The 18,956-nt window shown below is 43.8% G+C and carries 18 protein-coding genes; 14 read left to right on the top strand and 4 right to left on the bottom strand.

Going from position 1 to position 18,956, the window contains the following annotated elements:
* Window positions 1-267: hypothetical protein (locus ACTHPG_RS03105; RefSeq protein ID WP_440387655.1), on the top strand; the 267-nt coding region annotated here is incomplete at its 5' end.
* Window positions 268-565: 298 nt separating this feature from the next.
* Here ACTHPG_RS03105 and ACTHPG_RS03110 read toward each other — a convergent pair.
* The 3 genes from ACTHPG_RS03110 to ACTHPG_RS03120 form a co-directional block, all read right to left on the bottom strand.
* On the bottom strand, window positions 566-2,245 hold the full coding sequence (locus ACTHPG_RS03110; RefSeq protein ID WP_440387656.1) for an ABC transporter substrate-binding protein: 1,680 nt from the start codon (window positions 2,243-2,245) through the stop codon (window positions 566-568).
* A 145-nt stretch (window positions 2,246-2,390) separates the two neighbouring features.
* Window positions 2,391-4,001 carry a response regulator transcription factor gene (locus ACTHPG_RS03115; protein ID WP_440387657.1) on the bottom strand — a complete coding sequence of 537 codons (1,611 nt, stop codon included), beginning with the start codon at window positions 3,999-4,001 and terminating at the stop codon, window positions 2,391-2,393.
* Between the two features lie 229 nt (window positions 4,002-4,230).
* On the bottom strand, window positions 4,231-6,042 hold the full coding sequence (locus ACTHPG_RS03120) for a sensor histidine kinase (RefSeq protein ID WP_440387659.1): 1,812 nt from the start codon (window positions 6,040-6,042) through the stop codon (window positions 4,231-4,233).
* Between the two features lie 450 nt (window positions 6,043-6,492).
* Between ACTHPG_RS03120 and ACTHPG_RS03125 the strand changes: the two genes are divergently transcribed.
* From ACTHPG_RS03125 to ACTHPG_RS03145, 5 genes are all read left to right on the top strand, one after another.
* Complete coding sequence (locus tag ACTHPG_RS03125) at window positions 6,493-7,350, top strand: ABC transporter permease (RefSeq protein ID WP_179086446.1); 858 nt, start codon at window positions 6,493-6,495, stop codon at window positions 7,348-7,350.
* A 16-nt stretch (window positions 7,351-7,366) separates the two neighbouring features.
* A complete protein-coding gene (locus ACTHPG_RS03130) occupies window positions 7,367-8,239 on the top strand; it encodes a carbohydrate ABC transporter permease (RefSeq protein WP_253432288.1) in 873 nt (290 codons plus the stop codon).
* A 207-nt stretch (window positions 8,240-8,446) separates the two neighbouring features.
* Complete coding sequence (locus ACTHPG_RS03135) at window positions 8,447-8,689, top strand: hypothetical protein (protein WP_440387661.1); 243 nt, start codon at window positions 8,447-8,449, stop codon at window positions 8,687-8,689.
* Window positions 8,690-9,067 carry a retropepsin-like aspartic protease gene (locus ACTHPG_RS03140; RefSeq protein ID WP_440387663.1) on the top strand — a complete coding sequence of 126 codons (378 nt, stop codon included), beginning with the start codon at window positions 8,690-8,692 and terminating at the stop codon, window positions 9,065-9,067.
* A gap of 296 nt (window positions 9,068-9,363) precedes the next feature.
* Complete coding sequence (locus ACTHPG_RS03145) at window positions 9,364-10,005, top strand: FusB/FusC family EF-G-binding protein (RefSeq protein WP_440387664.1); 642 nt, start codon at window positions 9,364-9,366, stop codon at window positions 10,003-10,005.
* A gap of 102 nt (window positions 10,006-10,107) precedes the next feature.
* On the opposite strand, the gene ACTHPG_RS03150 is transcribed toward ACTHPG_RS03145, so the two are convergent.
* On the bottom strand, window positions 10,108-10,695 hold the full coding sequence (locus ACTHPG_RS03150; protein WP_440390113.1) for an NAD(P)H oxidoreductase: 588 nt from the start codon (window positions 10,693-10,695) through the stop codon (window positions 10,108-10,110).
* A 245-nt stretch (window positions 10,696-10,940) separates the two neighbouring features.
* Here ACTHPG_RS03150 and ACTHPG_RS03155 point away from each other — a divergent pair, with 245 nt between their 5' ends.
* The 8 genes from ACTHPG_RS03155 (at window position 10,941) to ACTHPG_RS03190 (ending at window position 18,952) form a co-directional block, all read left to right on the top strand.
* Window positions 10,941-11,339, top strand: coding sequence for a winged helix-turn-helix transcriptional regulator (locus tag ACTHPG_RS03155; protein WP_440387666.1), 399 nt, complete (start codon window positions 10,941-10,943; stop codon window positions 11,337-11,339).
* Complete coding sequence (locus tag ACTHPG_RS03160; RefSeq protein WP_440387668.1) at window positions 11,336-11,830, top strand: NUDIX hydrolase; 495 nt, start codon at window positions 11,336-11,338, stop codon at window positions 11,828-11,830. The genes ACTHPG_RS03155 and ACTHPG_RS03160 overlap by 4 nt, the downstream gene beginning before the upstream one ends.
* A 3-nt stretch (window positions 11,831-11,833) precedes the next feature.
* The gene (locus tag ACTHPG_RS03165; RefSeq protein ID WP_440387669.1) at window positions 11,834-12,280 is read left to right on the top strand and encodes a hypothetical protein; all 447 of its coding nucleotides are present in this window, start codon (window positions 11,834-11,836) and stop codon (window positions 12,278-12,280) included.
* A 59-nt stretch (window positions 12,281-12,339) separates the two neighbouring features.
* Window positions 12,340-12,855 (top strand): hypothetical protein, encoded by a 516-nt coding sequence (locus tag ACTHPG_RS03170; protein ID WP_440387671.1) that lies wholly within the window; start codon window positions 12,340-12,342, stop codon window positions 12,853-12,855.
* A 27-nt stretch (window positions 12,856-12,882) separates the two neighbouring features.
* Window positions 12,883-13,746, top strand: a complete 864-nt coding sequence (locus ACTHPG_RS03175) for a DUF4085 family protein (protein ID WP_440387672.1) — start codon at window positions 12,883-12,885, stop codon at window positions 13,744-13,746.
* 588 nt (window positions 13,747-14,334) lie between these two features.
* The gene (locus ACTHPG_RS03180; protein ID WP_440387673.1) at window positions 14,335-14,889 is read left to right on the top strand and encodes an HAD-IIIA family hydrolase; all 555 of its coding nucleotides are present in this window, start codon (window positions 14,335-14,337) and stop codon (window positions 14,887-14,889) included.
* Window positions 14,890-14,949: 60 nt separating this feature from the next.
* Window positions 14,950-15,813 (top strand): aminoglycoside phosphotransferase family protein, encoded by an 864-nt coding sequence (locus tag ACTHPG_RS03185; RefSeq protein ID WP_440387674.1) that lies wholly within the window; start codon window positions 14,950-14,952, stop codon window positions 15,811-15,813.
* 637 nt (window positions 15,814-16,450) lie between these two features.
* A complete protein-coding gene (locus ACTHPG_RS03190; RefSeq protein WP_440387675.1) occupies window positions 16,451-18,952 on the top strand; it encodes a X2-like carbohydrate binding domain-containing protein in 2,502 nt (833 codons plus the stop codon).
* Window positions 18,953-18,956 lie beyond the last annotated feature (4 nt).

Raw genomic sequence — 18,956 nt, forward strand, 5'->3', positions numbered from 1 at the left:
GCAGTTGAAATCAAACCAGATAAGCATGACGCATATCATAATTGGGGGATTGATTTAGGGGATTTGGCTGGAAGGAAGGAAGGTGAGGAAGCAGACGCCCTGTATCAACAAGCCTTTGATAAATATCAAAAGGCAGTTGAGATTAAACCGGACAAGCCGACAGTGTATAAGAATTGGGGGATTGATTTAGAGAACTTATCTAAAAGGAAGGTAGGAGAAGAAGCAGATCGCTTGTATCAACGAGCCTTACAACTACAAGCTAGGTAGAAGTTAGGTTAAGAGAGTAGCGATATAAATGGAAAGAAACAAGATTGTGTGAAATATGTTATTCAATTTCAATTCTAACAAGTTTTTTGTCTGTGAGATGGTTCCAAACAAATGTACTCGCAGAAAACTCTTTTATGTATTTAACTCATACTATCTTGCTAGGTCATTCGATGGGGACAACAGGAGTAAGAAACCAAATGGCCATAATTATAGCATCTTTGAACAAAAAACCAGCCGAAGCGTGTAACTTACCGCTTCGGCTGGTTTTTTAATGCTTTACTTTTCCAAAATCCAAATCTTACTTCGCACTTACCGATTTAAACCATTCATTCACTTCTTGCGTGATCTGATCTCCGCCATTGGATTTCCAGTTGGCGACGAATTGGTCAAAGGCATCAATTGGCAGATTGCCGTAGATGATTTTGTTGAATGTTTCCATCTCGGACTGGCGGAGCAAGTTCCATTTGGATACCATGGTTGGTGTTGCAGCGCCAGTGAAATAGTTTTGTTTACGAACGTCGATCTGGGACATAACGACTTTACCAGCATACCAGTTTTCCGGTTTACGGAATTCGGCCATTTGTTTCTCGTAAGGTGTCTCAGGCTTCTCGCCGTTGGCCAGCTTCACGAGTGTTTTCATGTACAGATCCGGGATACGTGCTGGGCCGGTCAGGAAAGGGAATTCGTTGGAGAAGTCTTTGATCTTCTCTTTGTCACTGGTCGGTTGTCCGTCAATGATATCCCAGTCGTAACCTTTGGCGAAGCCGTATTCATACTCACTGCCCGCTTTCGGGTTCGCAAGGTTATCCAGCAGGTAGTTGTAATACAGGAAGATGGCTTCTGGATGCTTCGCATCTTTGTTAATCATGATACTTGCGTTGACACCAGAGTTCTGCCACTTCGTACCGATCTTGCCGTCTGGGCCAGCTGGAACAGGGTAAGCTTTATACTTCGAGCCAGGTACGTTCTTCAGCAGGTCAGGTGCAGGCCAGTCCGGTACCCAGTTGGCGCCAGGCAGAATGCCTGCTTTGCCAGCTGTCCAGCTTTCAGCGGATTTGCCTTCGTCCCACAGAGCGGAGTCAGCGTGGATATAACCTTTATCCATCCATTCAGCCAGCTTGGCAAGGGCTTGTTTGGCACCCGGGTTAACGGAGCCGTACTCGAGGTTGCCGTTCGCGTCTTTGTTCCATTGCTCCTCGATTGTGCCGTATGCACCGAACAACCAGTCGAGCTGACCCATCCAGGTGTTGGTGTTATTTTTCAGCGAGATTGCCAGCGGGAATACTTTGTCTGGAGACAGACCATCCGGGTTCTCGTTTTTGAATTTGTCCATGATGTTCTCAAGGTCTGCGATGGTTTTCGGAGCTTCCAGGTTCAGCTTCTCCATCCAGTCCTCGCGGAGCCAGAGCAGTGTATCGTCGTTATCGGTGTACTCCATGATTGGCATGTTGTACTTTTTGCCATCCTTGGTGAACGGATACCACAGTTCAGGATGTGCTGCTGCGTGATCTTTCAGGGTCTGACTCGCGTACTTGTCGAACAACTCATCGATCGCGATGAATTGACCGGAGTCGATCAGTTGATTGGTCAGTACCGCATTGGTGGGTACAGTGACGAAATCAGGCAACTTCTCGCCAGAGGCGATTGCCAGTTGGAGCTTTTGTCTGTATTGATCATCATTGGCCGGATACCAAGTGTCTTTATGCTTCATACCCAGCGTTTCGAGCATCCAGCGATCGTGCACGTTATTTTCTTTGGTATCTCCTTGCACGTATTTCTTCGGCATCAATACCGAACTGAACTCGATCGGCGGGTCATATTTTCCTTTGGCAAAAGCAGCTTCTGCTTCAGCTGAGCCGACATTTCCCGGCGTATTATCGCTACCATTGTCACTGGCTGTCTCGCCACTGCCGCACGCAGTGATCGTGATGAGCGCGATAACCATGAGCAGTGACCACCATGTTTTGAATTTGATCATTGTTCAATCCCCCTACGGTGTATGATCTTTACAATGTAACTGTACCAATTTGAGCGGGAGGGCATCTATATGAGTTTGTTAGTTTCCATAGGACTCTATTAGTGAATGTGCAAATGAATTTCAAAAAATTCGGTTTTCAGTCATGTTATTTATGCTGGTCTCTGTATTCCTGCGGCGTAACGCCGAATTGACGCTTGAACACTTTGATAAAATAAGCCGGGTCCATATAACCAATTTCCATGCTGATTTCATACACTTTTTTGGTGGTCGTCACGAGCTTGTGACAGGCCCGATCCATACGCAGGCGCGAGATGTAATCACTGATACCTTCGCCCGTTTCGATCTTATAGATTTTGGAGAGATGGGTCGGGTGCAGATTGACATGGTCAGCCAAAACCCGTAAAGAGACATCCAGATGCAGGTTCTTATCTGTAAAATCCTGAATCTTCTTCACATAATCGGAACGAATGTCCTTGATCTCGTTGGATGTGCCTTCCTTGAGTTTGCCGAGCACGCTGAGTGACCATTTCCGCAGTTTGCTGATGGTAGCGAAAACTTCGCCACTTTGCAAATCTTCGACATCATTGCCCATTAAAGTGGTCAGAGTGAGCTTGTTCCGGTGGGCGATGTTGGTGAACGAAGCGGTAATAAGAAAACCTGCCTCCATGCAATGTTCCCAGGATTCCGACCATTTCTCATCCAACTCTGCACAGACTGCGAGGATTTTCTCTTCGGCAGCATCCCACTGTCCGCTTTCCAACAGACTAATGAAGGTGGGCGGGGTGTACAGTACGTCGAGTGGACCTTGCGCCGCAGGTGTCTCGACATCGCTAACGCGCATGACAAATTCGCGTTCGTCCCCGACGATCTGCCGGAAATAGGCGGAAGCCTGACGGAAGCGATCGTAAATCTGTTCCGGGAAGGTGAACCACTCAGTGATAACGATGGAGAGGGAGCCTTTCAGAAACTGTTTTACTTTGGATTGAAGCTGAATCGATAGCTTCTCCAGCATGGTTTCTTTGCCAATATCACCTTTGCGATCTTTCATTTGCAGAAGAAACACCAGATATCCATGCTCCTCCTTGACGCCCCACACTTCCATAAACTCACCCATAATCTCTTCCGCCATATTGATGATCGCATATTCGATCAGGGTCTGATCATTGTTGTTATAGTGTCCGAATTCTTCTTCCAAACGAACCAGCATTAATGCGGCATCCCCGGTGTGAAAAGGGAGATCATAATTGGCGAGTTTCCGCTCCCATTCGGCAGCGGCGATTCGTTGTCCCTGTAGCGCCCCAAGGAGCAGTCGTCCTCGCAAATGGGGGAGATTCTCTCGCAATGTAAACTGCGTTCGTGTCAGTGAACTGACCAGTTCCCATTCATTGTTCAATTGATCGATGGCCTTCTGCACAGCACCCATTAATTCATCGTCAGTCGGGGGCTTCAGCAGGTAGTCTACGGCTTCGAACTGGATGGCTTTTTTGGCGTACTCGAATTCGGAATACCCGGATAACAGGATGCATTTTATTTTTTTGTCCCGGATGCGGATGCGTTCGATTAGTTCAATGCCTGTCATTTCGGGCATCTGAATGTCCGAGATCACGATATCGATGGGGTGGGTGTCAATCATTTGAAGCGCTTCGTGTGCCGAGTATGCTTTATGCACATGTTCGATCCCCAGTGTGTGCCATGGCTTGGTCATGGACAGGTTATCGACCCAGTGTGCTTCATCGTCTACGATCATCATTTGCATTATAATGTCTCCCTTGGTGGTTGAACTAAGGCATATTTACACTTGCCACTCCGATGACAGAATAACCTTCCGATCGCTGTTACCCCCAGATTTTCTGATTCACTTTTATAAAGGTGAAAATCTGGGGATAAAGGCGAACGCTTTGCTTCTTCAGTTTTTTTCTGTCCTCTGCGTTCACGTGTAAATGGTTCGTTCAAAATCAAATAGTCAACTTATCGTTCGTATCATATCAATTCGTCTCGGTATTACCTTTATCGGAATCGGTGTCCTCTTTTGATATCTCCCAGATAATTTCGGTTCGGAATCCGCCAAGTGGGGATGGGCCGAATAGGAGGTAGGAATGGCTTCCGAATGTGTGCATGATTCGTTGATTCGTATTCCAGAGGCCACAGCCCATTTCTTCCTGTAACGGTTCCTGCATCTTCAAGTTCAGCGCTTCGTACTGTTCCGAGCTTAAGCCTGGCCCATCGTCGTCGATGTATATTCTGCCAAAACCATTCTTGCGCTCCCCGGTAATTCGGATTTCCCCGGAAGAGTAAGATTTCGCTACACCGTGTATGACGGAATTCTCAACCATCGGTTGAAGCATTAATCGCGGCACCGATTGGGCAAGCATATTCTCAGGGATATCGATGTGATATTCAATCCGACCATTGCGCAGCTTCTGAATATCCAGATAGTTGATCAGCAGCTTGATCTCTTCCTGAAGCGACGATGTCTCCTTTTCCATACGGGTGGTATAGCGATAATACGCACTTAGGTTATGCGCCATGGAGACCACCGCTTGCTCGTCCTTCATCTGAGCCATGTTGATGATATAGCCTAGACAATTATATAGGAAATGCGGATTAATCTGTGCTTGTAATTGCTTCAGGGTAGCTTCCCTGGCTCTAATCTTCTCATGAAACACATTCTCGATCAGATCCTGAATCTGATGGGACATATCGTTGAATCGGCGGAACAGGAATGAGAATTCATTCTGGTTTTTGCTATGCAGTCGAACAGAATAATCGCCCTGCTCTACGCGGCGTAAGCCTTTGATCAGCTGTTTGATCGGATACTGGACATTTCGGTACAGCAGGATGGAAGCCGAGATGCCCACTACGAGTAGCAAAATCATACTGGTGTAGAACAGATTCTGACTGAGCGAGATGGGTTTCAAAATCTGATACAGCGGGATGACATCAACGAGATGCCAATCCAGATAGGTGGACTTCACGGAGCTAACCAGATATTTCTTACCGTTTAGTTCGACCACGTCCTGTGTAGTATCCTCTGGCGAGTGTGTATCCAGATACTGAGTAAGTGCTGCGGATAATTGCTTGTCCGCGCTGCGATTCAGAATGGGTTCATTTCCTTTGTGATATAAGAAAGGATCGCCTTGTCCGCCTGCTTTATACGTATCCAGCATATTCTGAATGTTCTCATAGCTGAAGCTGGCTTCAATCACCAGATTACTTCCGGTGAGCATCCCGGGTTGGGCCAAGGAATCGGTATAGAACCAGTAGAAGGATTTCATCTCATCTTGTGATTCGGCACTTTGGTCCCCATAGGTCCATTGTCCGCTCATATTTTTTTTTAAATACGCCTCATCATATCCTGTAGTTCGGTTGTAGTTCGCGATGACATCCTTATTCTGCTGTGAATGCACCGCATATCGGGTGGGCCATATATCGGTAACGCTCGTCTGAAGCGTCATCTTCTCCTGAATCACATAACGGGTCTGCATCCGGTCATATCGATCATCCCACATGTTGAGGCCGTTGAAGGCTCTGACATTCGGATCACGGGAGAGAATCAGGCTGAAATCCATCATCTGATTGATACGGGAGTCGATCTGACTGGACAAGAACGTGAGCTGTTTCGTGTTGGAGATCTGTAATTCTTTGCTGACGACATCATAAGTGACGTTGTTGGAGTAGGTGTACATGATCAGAATGGGGATGAATAAGACCACAATTAACAGGTTTATTTTGGCAAATAGACTGAATCGGGATCTGGTTTTATTTTGAAAAGGCATGAAGCGCTTCCATATATACATACAAAGTCTCCTTCTAATTCGTGTTCAGATATATAGGTTAAACCGTTCATTTACACAGTAACGGAGAGGACAGAAATAACGTGAAAAAGCGAAGCGTTCGCCTTTATCACCGGATTTTCCCCTTTAGAAAGGGGATCAGAAAAATCTGGGGATAACAGCGATTGGAAGGTTATTCTGTCATCGGAGTGTCCGTGTGAACCCATCTTTAGTTCAACTTATAGATTCCTAACAAAATACTATCAAGCCTAACAATGTTATATAGCAGACCTCAGTATGGCTTGATACTATTTATATCAGAGAACCCCATCACACACAAAAACTTTTTTTGGGAACAGGAGCAGTGCTATGGAGGCTAAATTGGAGGGTAAGCGGGTCCCGCAGGGAAACGTTGGGAACAAGCTGGAACAAAAGAGAAAAAAACGCTATAAACAGCCATGGATTCTGCACTTCATGGTGTTGCCGGCGGCCATTATGGTCTTTATATTTTCATACATTCCGATGTCCGGGATTTTGATGGCATTTCAGGATTATAAACCTGCCTTGGGATTTTTCAATTCCGAATGGGTAGGACTAAAGCACTTCAGGTACATGTGGGAAAATGATTACTTCCTGCAAATTACGTGGAACACGCTATTTTTTGCCTGTACGAAGATTGTCATGAATCTGATCATTCCGTTTGTCTTCGCCTTATTGCTCAACGAGGTACGGAAGATGGCGCTGAAAAGAACGATTCAAACGCTCGTGTATCTACCACACTTTCTGTCTTGGGTAACGTTATCCGGTATCCTGATCGACATTCTGGCCCAGACGGGTATTGTCAATCAGTTCCTGGTATCCGTATTCGGAATCAAGCCGATCTTCTTCCTGGGGGATGGCAGCTGGTTCCGATTCACGATTATCGCGAGTGATGTCTGGAAAGAGTTTGGTTTCAACACCATCATCTTCCTTGCGGCATTGTCCGGCATTAACCCGGCACTTTATGAAGCAGCTGAAGTGGATGGGGCAGGACGCTGGAAGCAAACGATGTATATTACCATCCCGGCACTTATTCCGATTGGGATCGTCATTGCAACCTTGGCACTGGGAAATGTGCTTAACGCCAACTTTGACCAGATCTTTAACTTATATAGTCCGTTGATTTACCAACAAGGTGATATTATCGATACGTTTGTGTATAGAGAAGGTCTGCTTAGTGGGCAGTTCAGTTTCGCTACCGCTGTGAATCTGTTCAAATCGGTCATCAGCCTGATCCTGATTGTGATCTCGTACCGACTGGCTTACCGATTCGCCGGATACCGCATTTTCTAGAGAGGAGGACGAACGAATGTATCATAAAACGATGCCTTACCGCATATTTAGCATATTCAACAATGTGTTACTGACCCTGCTTTCACTGCTCTGCTTGCTGCCTTTGTATCACTTGCTCATGGTATCTCTTAGCGCATCTGCACCTGCGAATGCTGGTCTCGTCACGTTCTGGCCGATTGGATTTACATTGGAGGCATATGCCAAGACATTTGCCAATACGAACTTCCTCTCCTCCTTATGGGTATCCGTGGAGCGGACCGTACTCGGTACAGGGCTTGCGTTAATCGTCAATACACTTGCAGCCTATGCGCTGTCCAAGGAGACGCGGGTGTTCCGCGCACGTAACATCTATCTGTGGTATTTTGTCATCACGATGCTGTTCAGCGGTGGCCTCATTCCGGGGTATATCCTGATTCTGAAGCTGGGTCTGATGAACACATTGCTGGCCTTGATCCTGCCGGGATTGGTTGCGGTGTTCAACATTATTCTATTGCTGAATTTCTTCCGTACCGTTCCGAAGGATCTGGAGGAAGCTGCATTTATTGATGGGGCAGGACATTTACAGACGTTTATCAAAATCTATCTGCCGGTCTCCGTACCTGTTATTGCAACGGTTTCGCTCTTCATGATGGTGGGGCATTGGAACGCATACTTTGACGGGATTATCTACATCCGTGATGCGGAAAAGCTGCCACTGGCAACATTCATGCAGACGATCATCGTGCAGGCCGATATGTCGAAGCTTGATCCAGAAGCGGTGAAGAACCTGTCCCAACGGACCATTCGGGCTTCGCAGATCTTTATCAGCGCACTGCCGATCTTGTTAGTGTATCCGTTCCTGCAACGTTATTTTGTAACGGGGATTGTGGTCGGTGCTGTTAAGGAGTAGTTAAATGTAAGGGTTAGAATAGGGCTGCGAAATAGGAGTCACTGAACTGGGGAAGGCCAGGGAGGTGGCTTCTTTTTGTGTTCTCTATCTACATTGAATTGGATATTATTCTATTTTTCAATAATGACTAAAGGACAGATGAAACTTCAATGATTGGTGCGTGTTTACTAAGTGGTATAATATCATTAAACGATAGGAGGTATGACTATGAAATGGCAAGAGGTCCAACAGATTTTCCCGAATCAATTTGTGAAGTTTGAAATCCTTCATTCTGAAGAGACAGAGAATCAAGAAGTTATAGATGAGGTAGCTGTGATCGGTCCTGTAAGCGATGAAAAAGCAACCCAAGAATTACTAAATAGCCGGGATAAGACCTTAGTCTATCATACTTCCAAAGATCAAGTCATTGTTAAGGTACGGAAGAATGTAGGTTTAAGGAGAAAATTATAAATGAACATTGAATATAGAGAGGGACTGTTATTTACTGAACTTACAATTCTTTTTAATGGAAAGAGAAAAAGGATCAATAACATAGTTATTGATACGGGAGCAAGTCATACCTTGATTTCTCAGGGTGAAGTAGACGATATTGGCATTCAAGTTGGGATAGAGGATGAGATCATAACAAGCTACGGAATTGGCGGTAAGGAACATGCTTTTAGCAAGCGGATCGAGGGAATACAGGTGGGAGATTTTGTTTTAAAGGATATACCGATAGATTTTACTTCATTTAAATATCATAATATTAACGGTTTATTAGGACTAGATATACTTAAAGAAGGTAAATTCAATATAGATCTAGAGAACTTTAGACTTTATCATTTATAAATGTAGAACAAAGCTATTTTTGAATTGAAAACTAAAACGAAGCCCGTTGCCTACGCTATGCTACCCTGTTATAATTCCGATATATCTATCGTATTGGGGGTTATGACGTGGCAATAGGGATGATGCCGGATTGCTCGTTCGCTAGAAAGCCTTACGCAAAGCCTGAATAGGGGCGGACTTTGTGTAGGGCGCGACAAAAATGAGATCGTTTGCCCTGGAATCAACATTAACATGGTTCAACCCGCAGGCTTTGCACCTTACTTTATTTTCCTAATAAATATAAGGGGCTGAAAGCCATGCAAACACCATTTATTCACAATCATCAATTTAATTACATTCATAAACAAGCTGATTTCCTGCTCAAAACGCTGTGCTCGGTCGTGGACCCCAAGGTATTGGATACGGTCCGTTATACCGTCAGCACGAATGCCGTTGGCATCTTCAATGATCTGACGCCGGAACAAAAGCAACTGCTGGAGCAGTTATCCACGTATGAGAAGACACATGAGTTGCAGACCTATCTGAACCAGCTGGAAGCATATCTGATTCCATTTCCGCAAGTATCCGCGAAGCAAATTCAGAAGCTGTTTCCCAAGGTAAAGAAGCTCAAAGTGCCGGATCTGGAATCCATCGATTACGCACGTACAACTTATCTGAGATGGACCGACATTGCTACCGATCGCTTGTTCATCGTGTATCCGCATGAAGGCAGATTCCTCGGAATTGAGGGACGGCTTACAGCCACGAACAAGAAAGGGTATTGTATGTTCTGTCATCGCCATCAGGAGCTCGGATTCTTCAACGTGAAGACCAAGAGTTATACGCCGGACAACATTTCTTCCGTGGCCCAGTACGTATGCATGGATAACACAGCTTGTAACCATAGCATCACCAATACTAGTATGTTGGAGAAGTTTCTTCTCTCGACCGTAAAATAATGCAAGACACACAGACAGGGTCGCTCTTTGGAGCGACCTTTTTGCTGTGTTCAAGCGGAATTGGGACGTCAGGTGTCATATCAATGTAGCACTATAATATCTTTATAGCGTCGAAGGATCGTTGGCATAATTCAGTCCCAGGTTATGTGCATGGTTCAGTAATGCCTCATAATGCTCAGGCTTGGATTCCAACGTTTCATATAAAAACTCAACCCTGGATCGGGACACGCCGCAGTAATCGGCAATACCCACATTGAGCAGATTGGCAATTGATTCACCATAGTTGCGCTTATGCATCTGTTCTTCCGTCACACCCGAAAGAGAGATCCACAATATTTGCTGATGAGGAAGTTTGTTCTTTCCATATGCAAACCCGTTGTTCATGACACGATCCACATAACCTTTCAACATGGCTGGTAGATGCCACCACCAGAGGGGAAACACAAAAGCCACAGCATCGTGCTTCTTCAAACGCTCCATCTCGGTTACAACCTCAGGTGAGAACACTTGATTCTCTTGGGTATAGTCGGGTTCATCCTTTTCACGAAGAATCGGGTCGAATCCAATTCCATGCAAATCCAATATTTCATAACCGTGACCAGCCTCGGAAAGCCCTTTTGCAAAACGTTCAGCTACCTGGAAGGTCAACGAATCTTTACGCGGGTGGGATACTACAACGAGTACGTTCATCTTATCTTTCACTACCTTTCTGGATTGCGGTCTTGTAGCCATAAATCAATGGCTGATGCTATTATAAACAGGTATGAGAACATCTGGAAGTACGCACTTTGATGTTCTATAAGAAGAATAAAGTGCCATAGGAACATTGAAGTACCCTACATGGATGCCTCGAAATGAGCTTAATAATAGAAAAAAGAACAGCAAAAAGATTATATTTTCATCTGGGATACAACTGGATATGGAGGGGTTCAATAATGACGGAACATGGAGAAACAAGTGCTCCAAAGAAATATAGAGTAGGCGTGGAAGCGGCCTTGGAAGTGATGGGTGGGAAGTGGAAGCCTTTGATTATCTATCACTTGATGACTGGACGGAAACGCACGTCAGAGCTTCGACGATTGATACCCGACATTACGCAGAAGATGCTGACAACACAGCTCAGAGGTCTGGAAAAGGACGAGATTGTGCAGCGCAAGGTATATTCGGAGGTTCCACCCAAAGTGGAGTATGAGTTAACGGACTACGGCTGGGGACTCAAGCCTGCGCTTGACCATCTGTGTTATTGGGGAGAGGAGCATCTGGATAAAATCCACGGGGATAAGTTTAAGGTTCTGGAAGACTTTGATTCCGAAGAGAAGGGGTCGGGAATATGAATGGTGAGGAGCACACGAAACAGGCAGTGCTCTTTCGTTGCGAAGGCGTGGCTGTAGTTCTGTTGAAGAAGAGCCAGGATCAATACCGTGTACTGATGCTGAAGCGGGCTGGTCGTATGTTGCATAATGAGTGGTGTTATGTTGGTGGCGGGATAGAGCAGGGCGAGAAGGCATGGGAAGCTGCACTCAGAGAAGTTCACGAGGAAACAGGCATTACGAAAGTCCGGTTGTATTCTGCCAATCAATTTGAACAATTTTACTCACCCAAGGATGAGTATATCTATACCGCGCCCGTATTTGTAGGGTATGTGGATGAAAGCCAGCCTGTCCGGTTAAATCATGAACATACCGAGTACCAATGGATGACGTTTGACGAAGCCAAGGAAAATGCGGCATTACCCGGAATTGATGACATTTTGGATTTTGTTGAAAAGCATTTTGCCAGAAAAGCCCCTTCCAAGTGGCTTCGAATTCATGGAGAGAATGATTAGGAGGTGGAACTCATCACATACAAGACGATTTATCCAAGAGCATGGTTGAGCCTACTATGTATGTTGGTCATTGAAGCAATACTCCTCAGGGATGGTATTTACGATAAAAATGGGATTTGGAAGTACTCCCTGATCGCTCTATTGACCTATATTCTGGTTTATATCGTTTTCCTGATCTGGCGGTTATTTTTCACTAAACCCAGTATTACGCTGGCAAGCGATCATGTGATTTCTACGAAACATCAGAGATATGATGCATCTCAGATTGAGTGTATTTATGTGAATTACAGACGGATTGGCATCAAACTCTATGGTAAACGGTTGGTGCCGATGGATCTATGTTTTTATTTTCAAAGAGGCCAGGAGTCCGCAGGGGTAGAAGCTGTGCATGAATGGGCGGCGCGAAACGACAAAGAAATAAAACACAGATTTTTTCAAACCTTGGCGTAGACCCGTGCGTCTGTTGAGTATAAAGAATTGTTAAGGCTGAAGATAGGGGAGGCGTAGCGATGCAAACCATAGAGCAATTTCTAACGAGTGATTGGTATACACATGTAACAGCTGAGATTATTCAGCTTAAACCTCAGGCCCAATTTGTCGAGCATGCCAGTTTTGAAGCATCGTTGCTGATGGACTCATTTAAAGAACGGAAATATGTACTAGAGGGTTTCGGTGTTTCGGCTCCAACCGAAGAAGAGTGTATACAGTGGATCATGGAGCAGCTGGACGTAGACAAGGATCACATCATGTCCTATGTTCTGGCTCGCTTAACATTCAGTGAACAATTGGAAGATGATCCAGATGGAGAATTTTCAGAAGGCGAGGAGCTTGAAGCAGGAGATCGATCTGAAGTGGTCGAGGTATTAGGTTTTACGAGATCTGTTATCGCTAACACAATCATTGAATATGATATGGTCAAAAACCATCCTAAACAATTAACAGCTTATTTTAAACGCACACATATTCCAGGTGCAGCTCAATTCTCGTCACAAATTAAAAAGCTTTACGCTTCAATCGCAAAGTAGATTCTAAAATCAGCAGGAGAGGTGCATATGAGATATTTAACGAAAGAATGGTATGAGCGCTGTCAGCAGACACATCTTCATTTTGGTATAAGAGTACATAGCAGAGCGTATGAGTTCGATGAGAATCTATTTTTAAGGCTATATAAACGAAAGGAAAAAGCGCATGTGAAGCAGGAGCGAGAACTATATAATATGGACCCGCGTTTCATGCTTGAGCATGATGGTCAGGTCATGACTCGTGTAGAGACAGCTTTTAGCGGGGAAGAGATAACGGAAGAGGATCAGATGGTATTTCGCATGCCGCCGGAACAAAGAGCGCATATCGAGAAACTCATTGCAGAATATGATGTACGCCCTCCGTTTGACGAGAAGAAATGCAAGGAAGAGTACAAAGAGTCAATGGAATGGAATTTTCGATATAAGGCAGAGAATTTGCCAAAGGAAATCGTTGAGCAAATTGCGGATATCCGTGTGTTTACGTTGGGTTATTGTACGAGAGAAGTTATGTTACAGCTAAAGAAACTGAGTGCAGAAAATAGGAGAGAGATGGAGCGCGTATCGAATGAATACCGGGAAGTTATTATAGCGCAGGGTATTCCCGATGAAATTCGTAACCGGGTTCAATTTCATGATTGTACATTGACTGAACTACTGACGATGGATGAAGTAGTCATTCGTTTTGATACTCGTGGAGGCTTCACCGATATAAACAAACTTACGCTGGTTGCACCAGAAATCATCAAGCAAGACGGTGGAATTGTAGGCACTTACTGGTTGTATCAGGAGCTGTACCGGATCGATAACGGATATGAGCTTCATGTTCTTTTTGATGGAGAGAATATGCCTGAGCTAATTGTTCGTTGTGCTGACATTCTTGTGGAGGAAGAATGAGAGAGAGCCCAAAAGGAGGATGGAGGGTATAGAGATAGAATGGAATACCAGTACCTTTGGTTATTTATCAATTCCCGTATTTGTCGTGGGCATTGCGTTTTACTTCTTTCCTGACCTCTTATACAAGCTATTTGTTCTGATGAGATATCGAGAAATTAAACCGAATCACGAGTTCGAAGATAACCCACCTCATAGTGATATTCCTAGACATATCGAAATAATATTAAAAGTCCTAGGCGCTATTATGGTGCTTCTGGGAGTTATATGGTTTTGGTTTTCAGAAGAGTTTTACAACTTATTATTTTGACATCAAGGAGTTGAGCACCATTTTCGAATTTATCTGGGCTATAGTGATCTCAATTATAAGTATTATTGTAGTTCTTATCTTTGCGGCAATCATACGGTATGCCGTAGATTCATCCAAAACATCAAACAAGTTGGACGCATTAATTAAAGAAGTACACTATCTTAAAACTGAAATCAAAAAACAGCAACACCATAAGCAGCAAGATGATCGCAAGCACATTATCGATGAGAAAGTATAGATGAACGACACGACTGAAAATTTCTCTGAGAAAGGAACAGACCATGATGAAAGCAAATGGGAGTGTACAAGCTGTTTTTATAGACAGAGATGGAACCATCGGTGGTACAGGTCATTTTATTCATCCGAGAGATTTCAGATTATACCCCAATGCTCAAGAAGCCATTATGTGTTTGAAACGAGAAGGAATTAGGGTACTGGCGTTTACGAATCAATATCGAATCTCACGTGGAGAAGCAAGTGTTCAGGAGTTTGAAGAGCAATTTCGCGAGGATGGATTCGATCACTCCTATATATGTCCACATGAGCAAGAATGCAGTTGCCGAAAGCCGAAACCCGGAATGTTACTGCAAGCTTCCGAAGAACATGGTCTGGATTTATCCAAATGTATAGTCATTGGTGATGTGGGAGATACAGACATGCTTGTTGCCCATGCCGTAGGAGCGACCAAGATCATGGTGAGAACAGGGTGGGGGGAATCTTCATTAACTAAATTCAGAGACAAATGGACGGAGACCGAACCTGATTATATCGCAGAGGATATTTGGGATGCCGTACAATGGATCATTCATGGAAGGGAATCCGGAAAATATTTTTAGTGTCAGTCAAGAAGAATAAGCTCATTTTGAAATATAATTCAGCGTGTTGAGGAGAACTTTATGTTAATCAATCCAACGATAGATGAGATCAATAACTTATTCAAGATGCATCATATCAATGAAGAAATATGTGAACTTCAACGTTTGTCAGGTACAACCGCTGGACGTGTTTATCGGTTGAGTACAAGTCTGAATAAGCACTATATTTTAAAATCGGATGAACCTGAACAGATTCATATTGCCCAGCAATTTTTTGATACGTATAAGAATTCTTCGTTATTGCCTGAAGTTTTGTTGACTGATCGGGACAACACTTATCTAATTTACTCCTATATCCAAGGCACAACCCATTTCAACCGGGGGCTGAAGAGAGACTGGTTAACACGTCTGGTGAAGGAGTTATTCAATACATATGTGCGTTCTACAGATACGAAATCATGGGGCAGAATGGAGTTCCCGCAGAGGACATGGAAAGAATTCAATCAGATTAGTATTCAGGAAGCAAAGATGAATATCGGAAGTATGTTAACGACAGATGATTATAATCTGGTTCAATCCAAAGTGGATCGTCTCTTTCATGAGGAAGAGGAAAAGTTTCTTTTGCATGGCGATACGGGGGTTCATAATTTTGTATACGATCAAAATAAACTCATCGGCGTTATTGACCCTTCTCCAATGGTCGGGCCTATCCTCTATGATTTCTTGTATGCTTTTAGCTCTTCGCCGGATGATATCAACACCGAAACCTTATTTGCTACGTTCGAACTGTTAGAACATGTAGATATGGATAAATACAGGTTGATCGAGGAAGCTCTGGTTCATCTATATTGCCGAATTGGGCTGAGTAACAAACATCATCCAGACGATCTGCCTGAATATTTGATGGCATGGCAGGAATGGAAGCGACTATGTAGGGAGTTTTGAACTAGCAACGTTTTTACAGCTATGCAGCAGTGGCAGCTGGAATACTTCTTGGAAGTACGTTTTACTGAACAAGTAAACTGGGATCATGCCTGTGCACTCTATGGCATCCAACGATCGAAGTAAGGGAAACATTAGCCAGCATCTCCAAGTTCTATTCCTCAAACTTCAGCTTTCACCGATCTTCTCGGCAAATCTCCTCTAATCGTTATTTCCCAGTTACTGAAGCGTGTGTTATGTCCTCCCTTTGTTAAAAATAGTGGACGTCAGTTAATTTATTTTTTTGAAATTTGTGCTTGCCTTCATGTGAACATTTAGGGTTAGTTGGCTACTAAAGGAATCTGAATAGAAGATGGGAATTATACGTCCGATCCTTAGAAAAATTTAAAGATTGATTAAGCGCCATGATTATGAATTGCATGGCGTTTTTTGATGTTCTTGGCTGGAGAAAGAACAACACATGTTCAGAATCGGTTCAGAATCGTTTGTTATACTCTACGTGAAGTTAAAAATTGAAATGTATATGAGGAGGAACATGGTTTGAAAGGGAACTTAACTAAAAAGATCCCAGATTGCGATGCTGGGGCAAGATTTTTTACAATCCAATATTGAGAAGAATATAGGCATAGGGGGTAAGAAGATGGCATCTTTCAAACGGGGACTAGTAATTGTACTGGTATTCCTGATAACGGTAGCTTTCATAACGCAAAATTCTGCGCAAGCTGTTTCTGGAGAATGGGAACAGGTGAGCCCATTTCCAACGGCTAATTCGATTAGTGATGTAGCTTATGGCAACAACCAATTTGTCGCTGTGGGACGAAATCAAGTAATTATCACTTCTACTGACAGTAAGAATTGGATAGTCTCGGACCATCCACAGGCAGTGAATTCTAACCTGGCAAGTATCACCTACGGTAATGGTAGATTTGTCGCAGTTGGATCAAGTGGTTTAATAGTAACCCTAGTAGATGGCGAAACTCAGTGGAAAGTCCAGAGACAAAATATTACCTCTTACGCTATAACTAGCGTTGTATTTGCCAACGGGAAATTTGTAGCAGTAGGGGCTCTTGGAAATGTTATGACATCCACAGACGGGATAACCTGGACAGGGCAGCCAGTAACAAGTACATATCATATGGGTGTTACTTACGGCAAAAATAAATTCGTTGGTGTGGGACAAAGAGGATCTGTGATTCAATCTTCTGACGGAACTACTTGGAGCACGTCAACAGTCAACAATACCTATATGTTTAATGGAGTAACTTATGGTAATAACAAATTTGTAGCTGTTGGTCAAGGTGGATTGATTGTTACATCCAGTGATGGGAATAGTTGGACTACTGCAATAAGTAATAGTTCTGTCACATTCAATACAGTAACTTATGACAACGTTAATAACTTATATGTGGCAGTAGGTGGAGGCGGAACTATTGTGACCTCTGTTAACGGAACGAACTGGACGGTTCAAACTACAGGCACTATAAAAGATCTTAATGGTGTTTTTGTTAAGGATGGTCTCATTTTTGCTGTTGGTTACAGTGGTGTGATATTAACATCTAACGATGGAATCCTATGGACAGATCAGTTGAGGGGAACGGCTGCAGGTCTTGAAAGTCTGACTTATGGCAATGGCATGTTTGTTGCAGCTGGTTATGAAATGATAGGATCAACGAGTATGATAGGCGTAATTTACACATCTGAAGATGGACAAAACTGGGTGAACCGAAAAAAGGCAGTTTTCCCGTATAAACGAGATTATATTAGTAGTGTTAGCTATGGTAACGGCAAATTCATAGCCGTAGGGTATAAAGAACTTTCCGGACTCTCAAATACTGGACTTATTATGACCTCATCTAACGGTGTATCTTGGACAGAACAATTATTAGATGAAGGAACACTCTTGGATAGCGTATATGGTGACCAACAATATGTGACTGTAGGGGCTTTTGGCAAAATAATGACTTCACCGGATGGTGAAACTTGGACGAGCCGAACAAGTGGAGTGTCAGTTCCGCTTACTGACATTAGTTATGGAAATGGTTTATATGTTGCGGTAGGCGGGAGTACAGTTGTGACATCACCTGATGGAGTCACATGGAAGGAACAACCGAATGACTCATCAAGGTATATCTATGATATCGCATACGGTAACGATATGTTTGTTGCCGTTGGACCAAGTGGAAAAATCATCACTTCTACCAATGGGGAAAATTGGAGTACTGTAACGAGTACAGTAAATACTGTGCTTCAAGGTATTCATTATGACGTAAATGGATTTAAAGTTACTGGGAACTCTGGAGTCATACTTACTTCACCAGATGGTATCACTTGGACTAAGCAAATGAGCGGTACAAAAGTTGACCTGCGTGGCAGAGTCTCAAGCGGAAGCGAGGATGTAGTGGTAGGTTTGGATGGACTTATTTTGAGAAAACCAGTTATGAACAGCACGATCAATCCTACAACTGGATCTTTTGATAAAAACAGTTCTTCTGCGGATTACAAGGATCTCGAAACAGAAGTCCTTTTAAATGGAAATGTATTAACTGGAATTGAGAATGGGGCTGAGAAGCTTGTACTGGACACCGATTATGAGGTTGTTACCGGGACTGTGACGATCAGTAAAGAGTATCTGGCTAAACAAGCAGAAGGGACAATAGACCTGAAATTCATCTTTAGTACAGGGACTATACAGAAGATGGTAGTTACAATTAGTGACACTACCCCGAAGATCTTAACGGTTAGCTACTTACCAGGAGAGCATGGGACAATCGACGGCACGAACGAGCAGGTAGGGATCGGGGAACATCCAGTAAACGTGCCGACAGTTACGCCTGCTAAGGGATACCATTTTGCAGGATGGAGCAGCGATGATGGAGTCACTAAGCTTAGTAGTCATGAACTAGCTGCTTCTATAGTGATAACGGATGTAACGTATACTGCACAGTATACAGCGTTTGTTAAGGGAGATGCAGATGGCGACGGTAAAGTGACTGCAGCTGATGCACTTTTGTTAACTAAATACATGAAAGGCAAGATTACACTTACGCCTGAGCAATTGCACGCGCTTGATATGAATGGTGATGGAAAATGGGACGATGAAGATGTCAAAGCGATTCTTGCCATCGCCGTAGGAAAGGGTTGATATT

This window comes from Paenibacillus sp. SAF-068 (assembly GCF_051967555.1).
GTDB lineage: Bacteria > Bacillota > Bacilli > Paenibacillales > Paenibacillaceae > Paenibacillus.

Excerpts from the sequence above, each read along its gene's own strand:
- ACTHPG_RS03145 (WP_440387664.1), top strand. The coding sequence starts at position 9,364 with ATGCAAACACCATTTATTCACAATCATCAATTTAATTACATTCATAAA.
- ACTHPG_RS03140 (WP_440387663.1), top strand. The coding sequence starts at position 8,690 with ATGAACATTGAATATAGAGAGGGACTGTTATTTACTGAACTTACAATT.
- ACTHPG_RS03160 (WP_440387668.1), top strand. The coding sequence starts at position 11,336 with ATGAATGGTGAGGAGCACACGAAACAGGCAGTGCTCTTTCGTTGCGAA.
- ACTHPG_RS03130 (WP_253432288.1), top strand. The coding sequence starts at position 7,367 with ATGTATCATAAAACGATGCCTTACCGCATATTTAGCATATTCAACAAT.
- ACTHPG_RS03120 (WP_440387659.1), bottom strand. The coding sequence starts at position 6,042 with ATGTATATATGGAAGCGCTTCATGCCTTTTCAAAATAAAACCAGATCC.
- ACTHPG_RS03170 (WP_440387671.1), top strand. The coding sequence starts at position 12,340 with ATGCAAACCATAGAGCAATTTCTAACGAGTGATTGGTATACACATGTA.
- ACTHPG_RS03135 (WP_440387661.1), top strand. The coding sequence starts at position 8,447 with ATGAAATGGCAAGAGGTCCAACAGATTTTCCCGAATCAATTTGTGAAG.
- ACTHPG_RS03190 (WP_440387675.1), top strand. The coding sequence starts at position 16,451 with ATGGCATCTTTCAAACGGGGACTAGTAATTGTACTGGTATTCCTGATA.
- ACTHPG_RS03115 (WP_440387657.1), bottom strand. The coding sequence starts at position 4,001 with ATGCAAATGATGATCGTAGACGATGAAGCACACTGGGTCGATAACCTG.
- ACTHPG_RS03185 (WP_440387674.1), top strand. The coding sequence starts at position 14,950 with ATGTTAATCAATCCAACGATAGATGAGATCAATAACTTATTCAAGATG.
- ACTHPG_RS03150 (WP_440390113.1), bottom strand. The coding sequence starts at position 10,695 with ATGAACGTACTCGTTGTAGTATCCCACCCGCGTAAAGATTCGTTGACC.
- ACTHPG_RS03155 (WP_440387666.1), top strand. The coding sequence starts at position 10,941 with ATGACGGAACATGGAGAAACAAGTGCTCCAAAGAAATATAGAGTAGGC.
- ACTHPG_RS03175 (WP_440387672.1), top strand. The coding sequence starts at position 12,883 with ATGAGATATTTAACGAAAGAATGGTATGAGCGCTGTCAGCAGACACAT.
- ACTHPG_RS03125 (WP_179086446.1), top strand. The coding sequence starts at position 6,493 with ATGGTGTTGCCGGCGGCCATTATGGTCTTTATATTTTCATACATTCCG.
- ACTHPG_RS03180 (WP_440387673.1), top strand. The coding sequence starts at position 14,335 with ATGATGAAAGCAAATGGGAGTGTACAAGCTGTTTTTATAGACAGAGAT.
- ACTHPG_RS03110 (WP_440387656.1), bottom strand. The coding sequence starts at position 2,245 with ATGATCAAATTCAAAACATGGTGGTCACTGCTCATGGTTATCGCGCTC.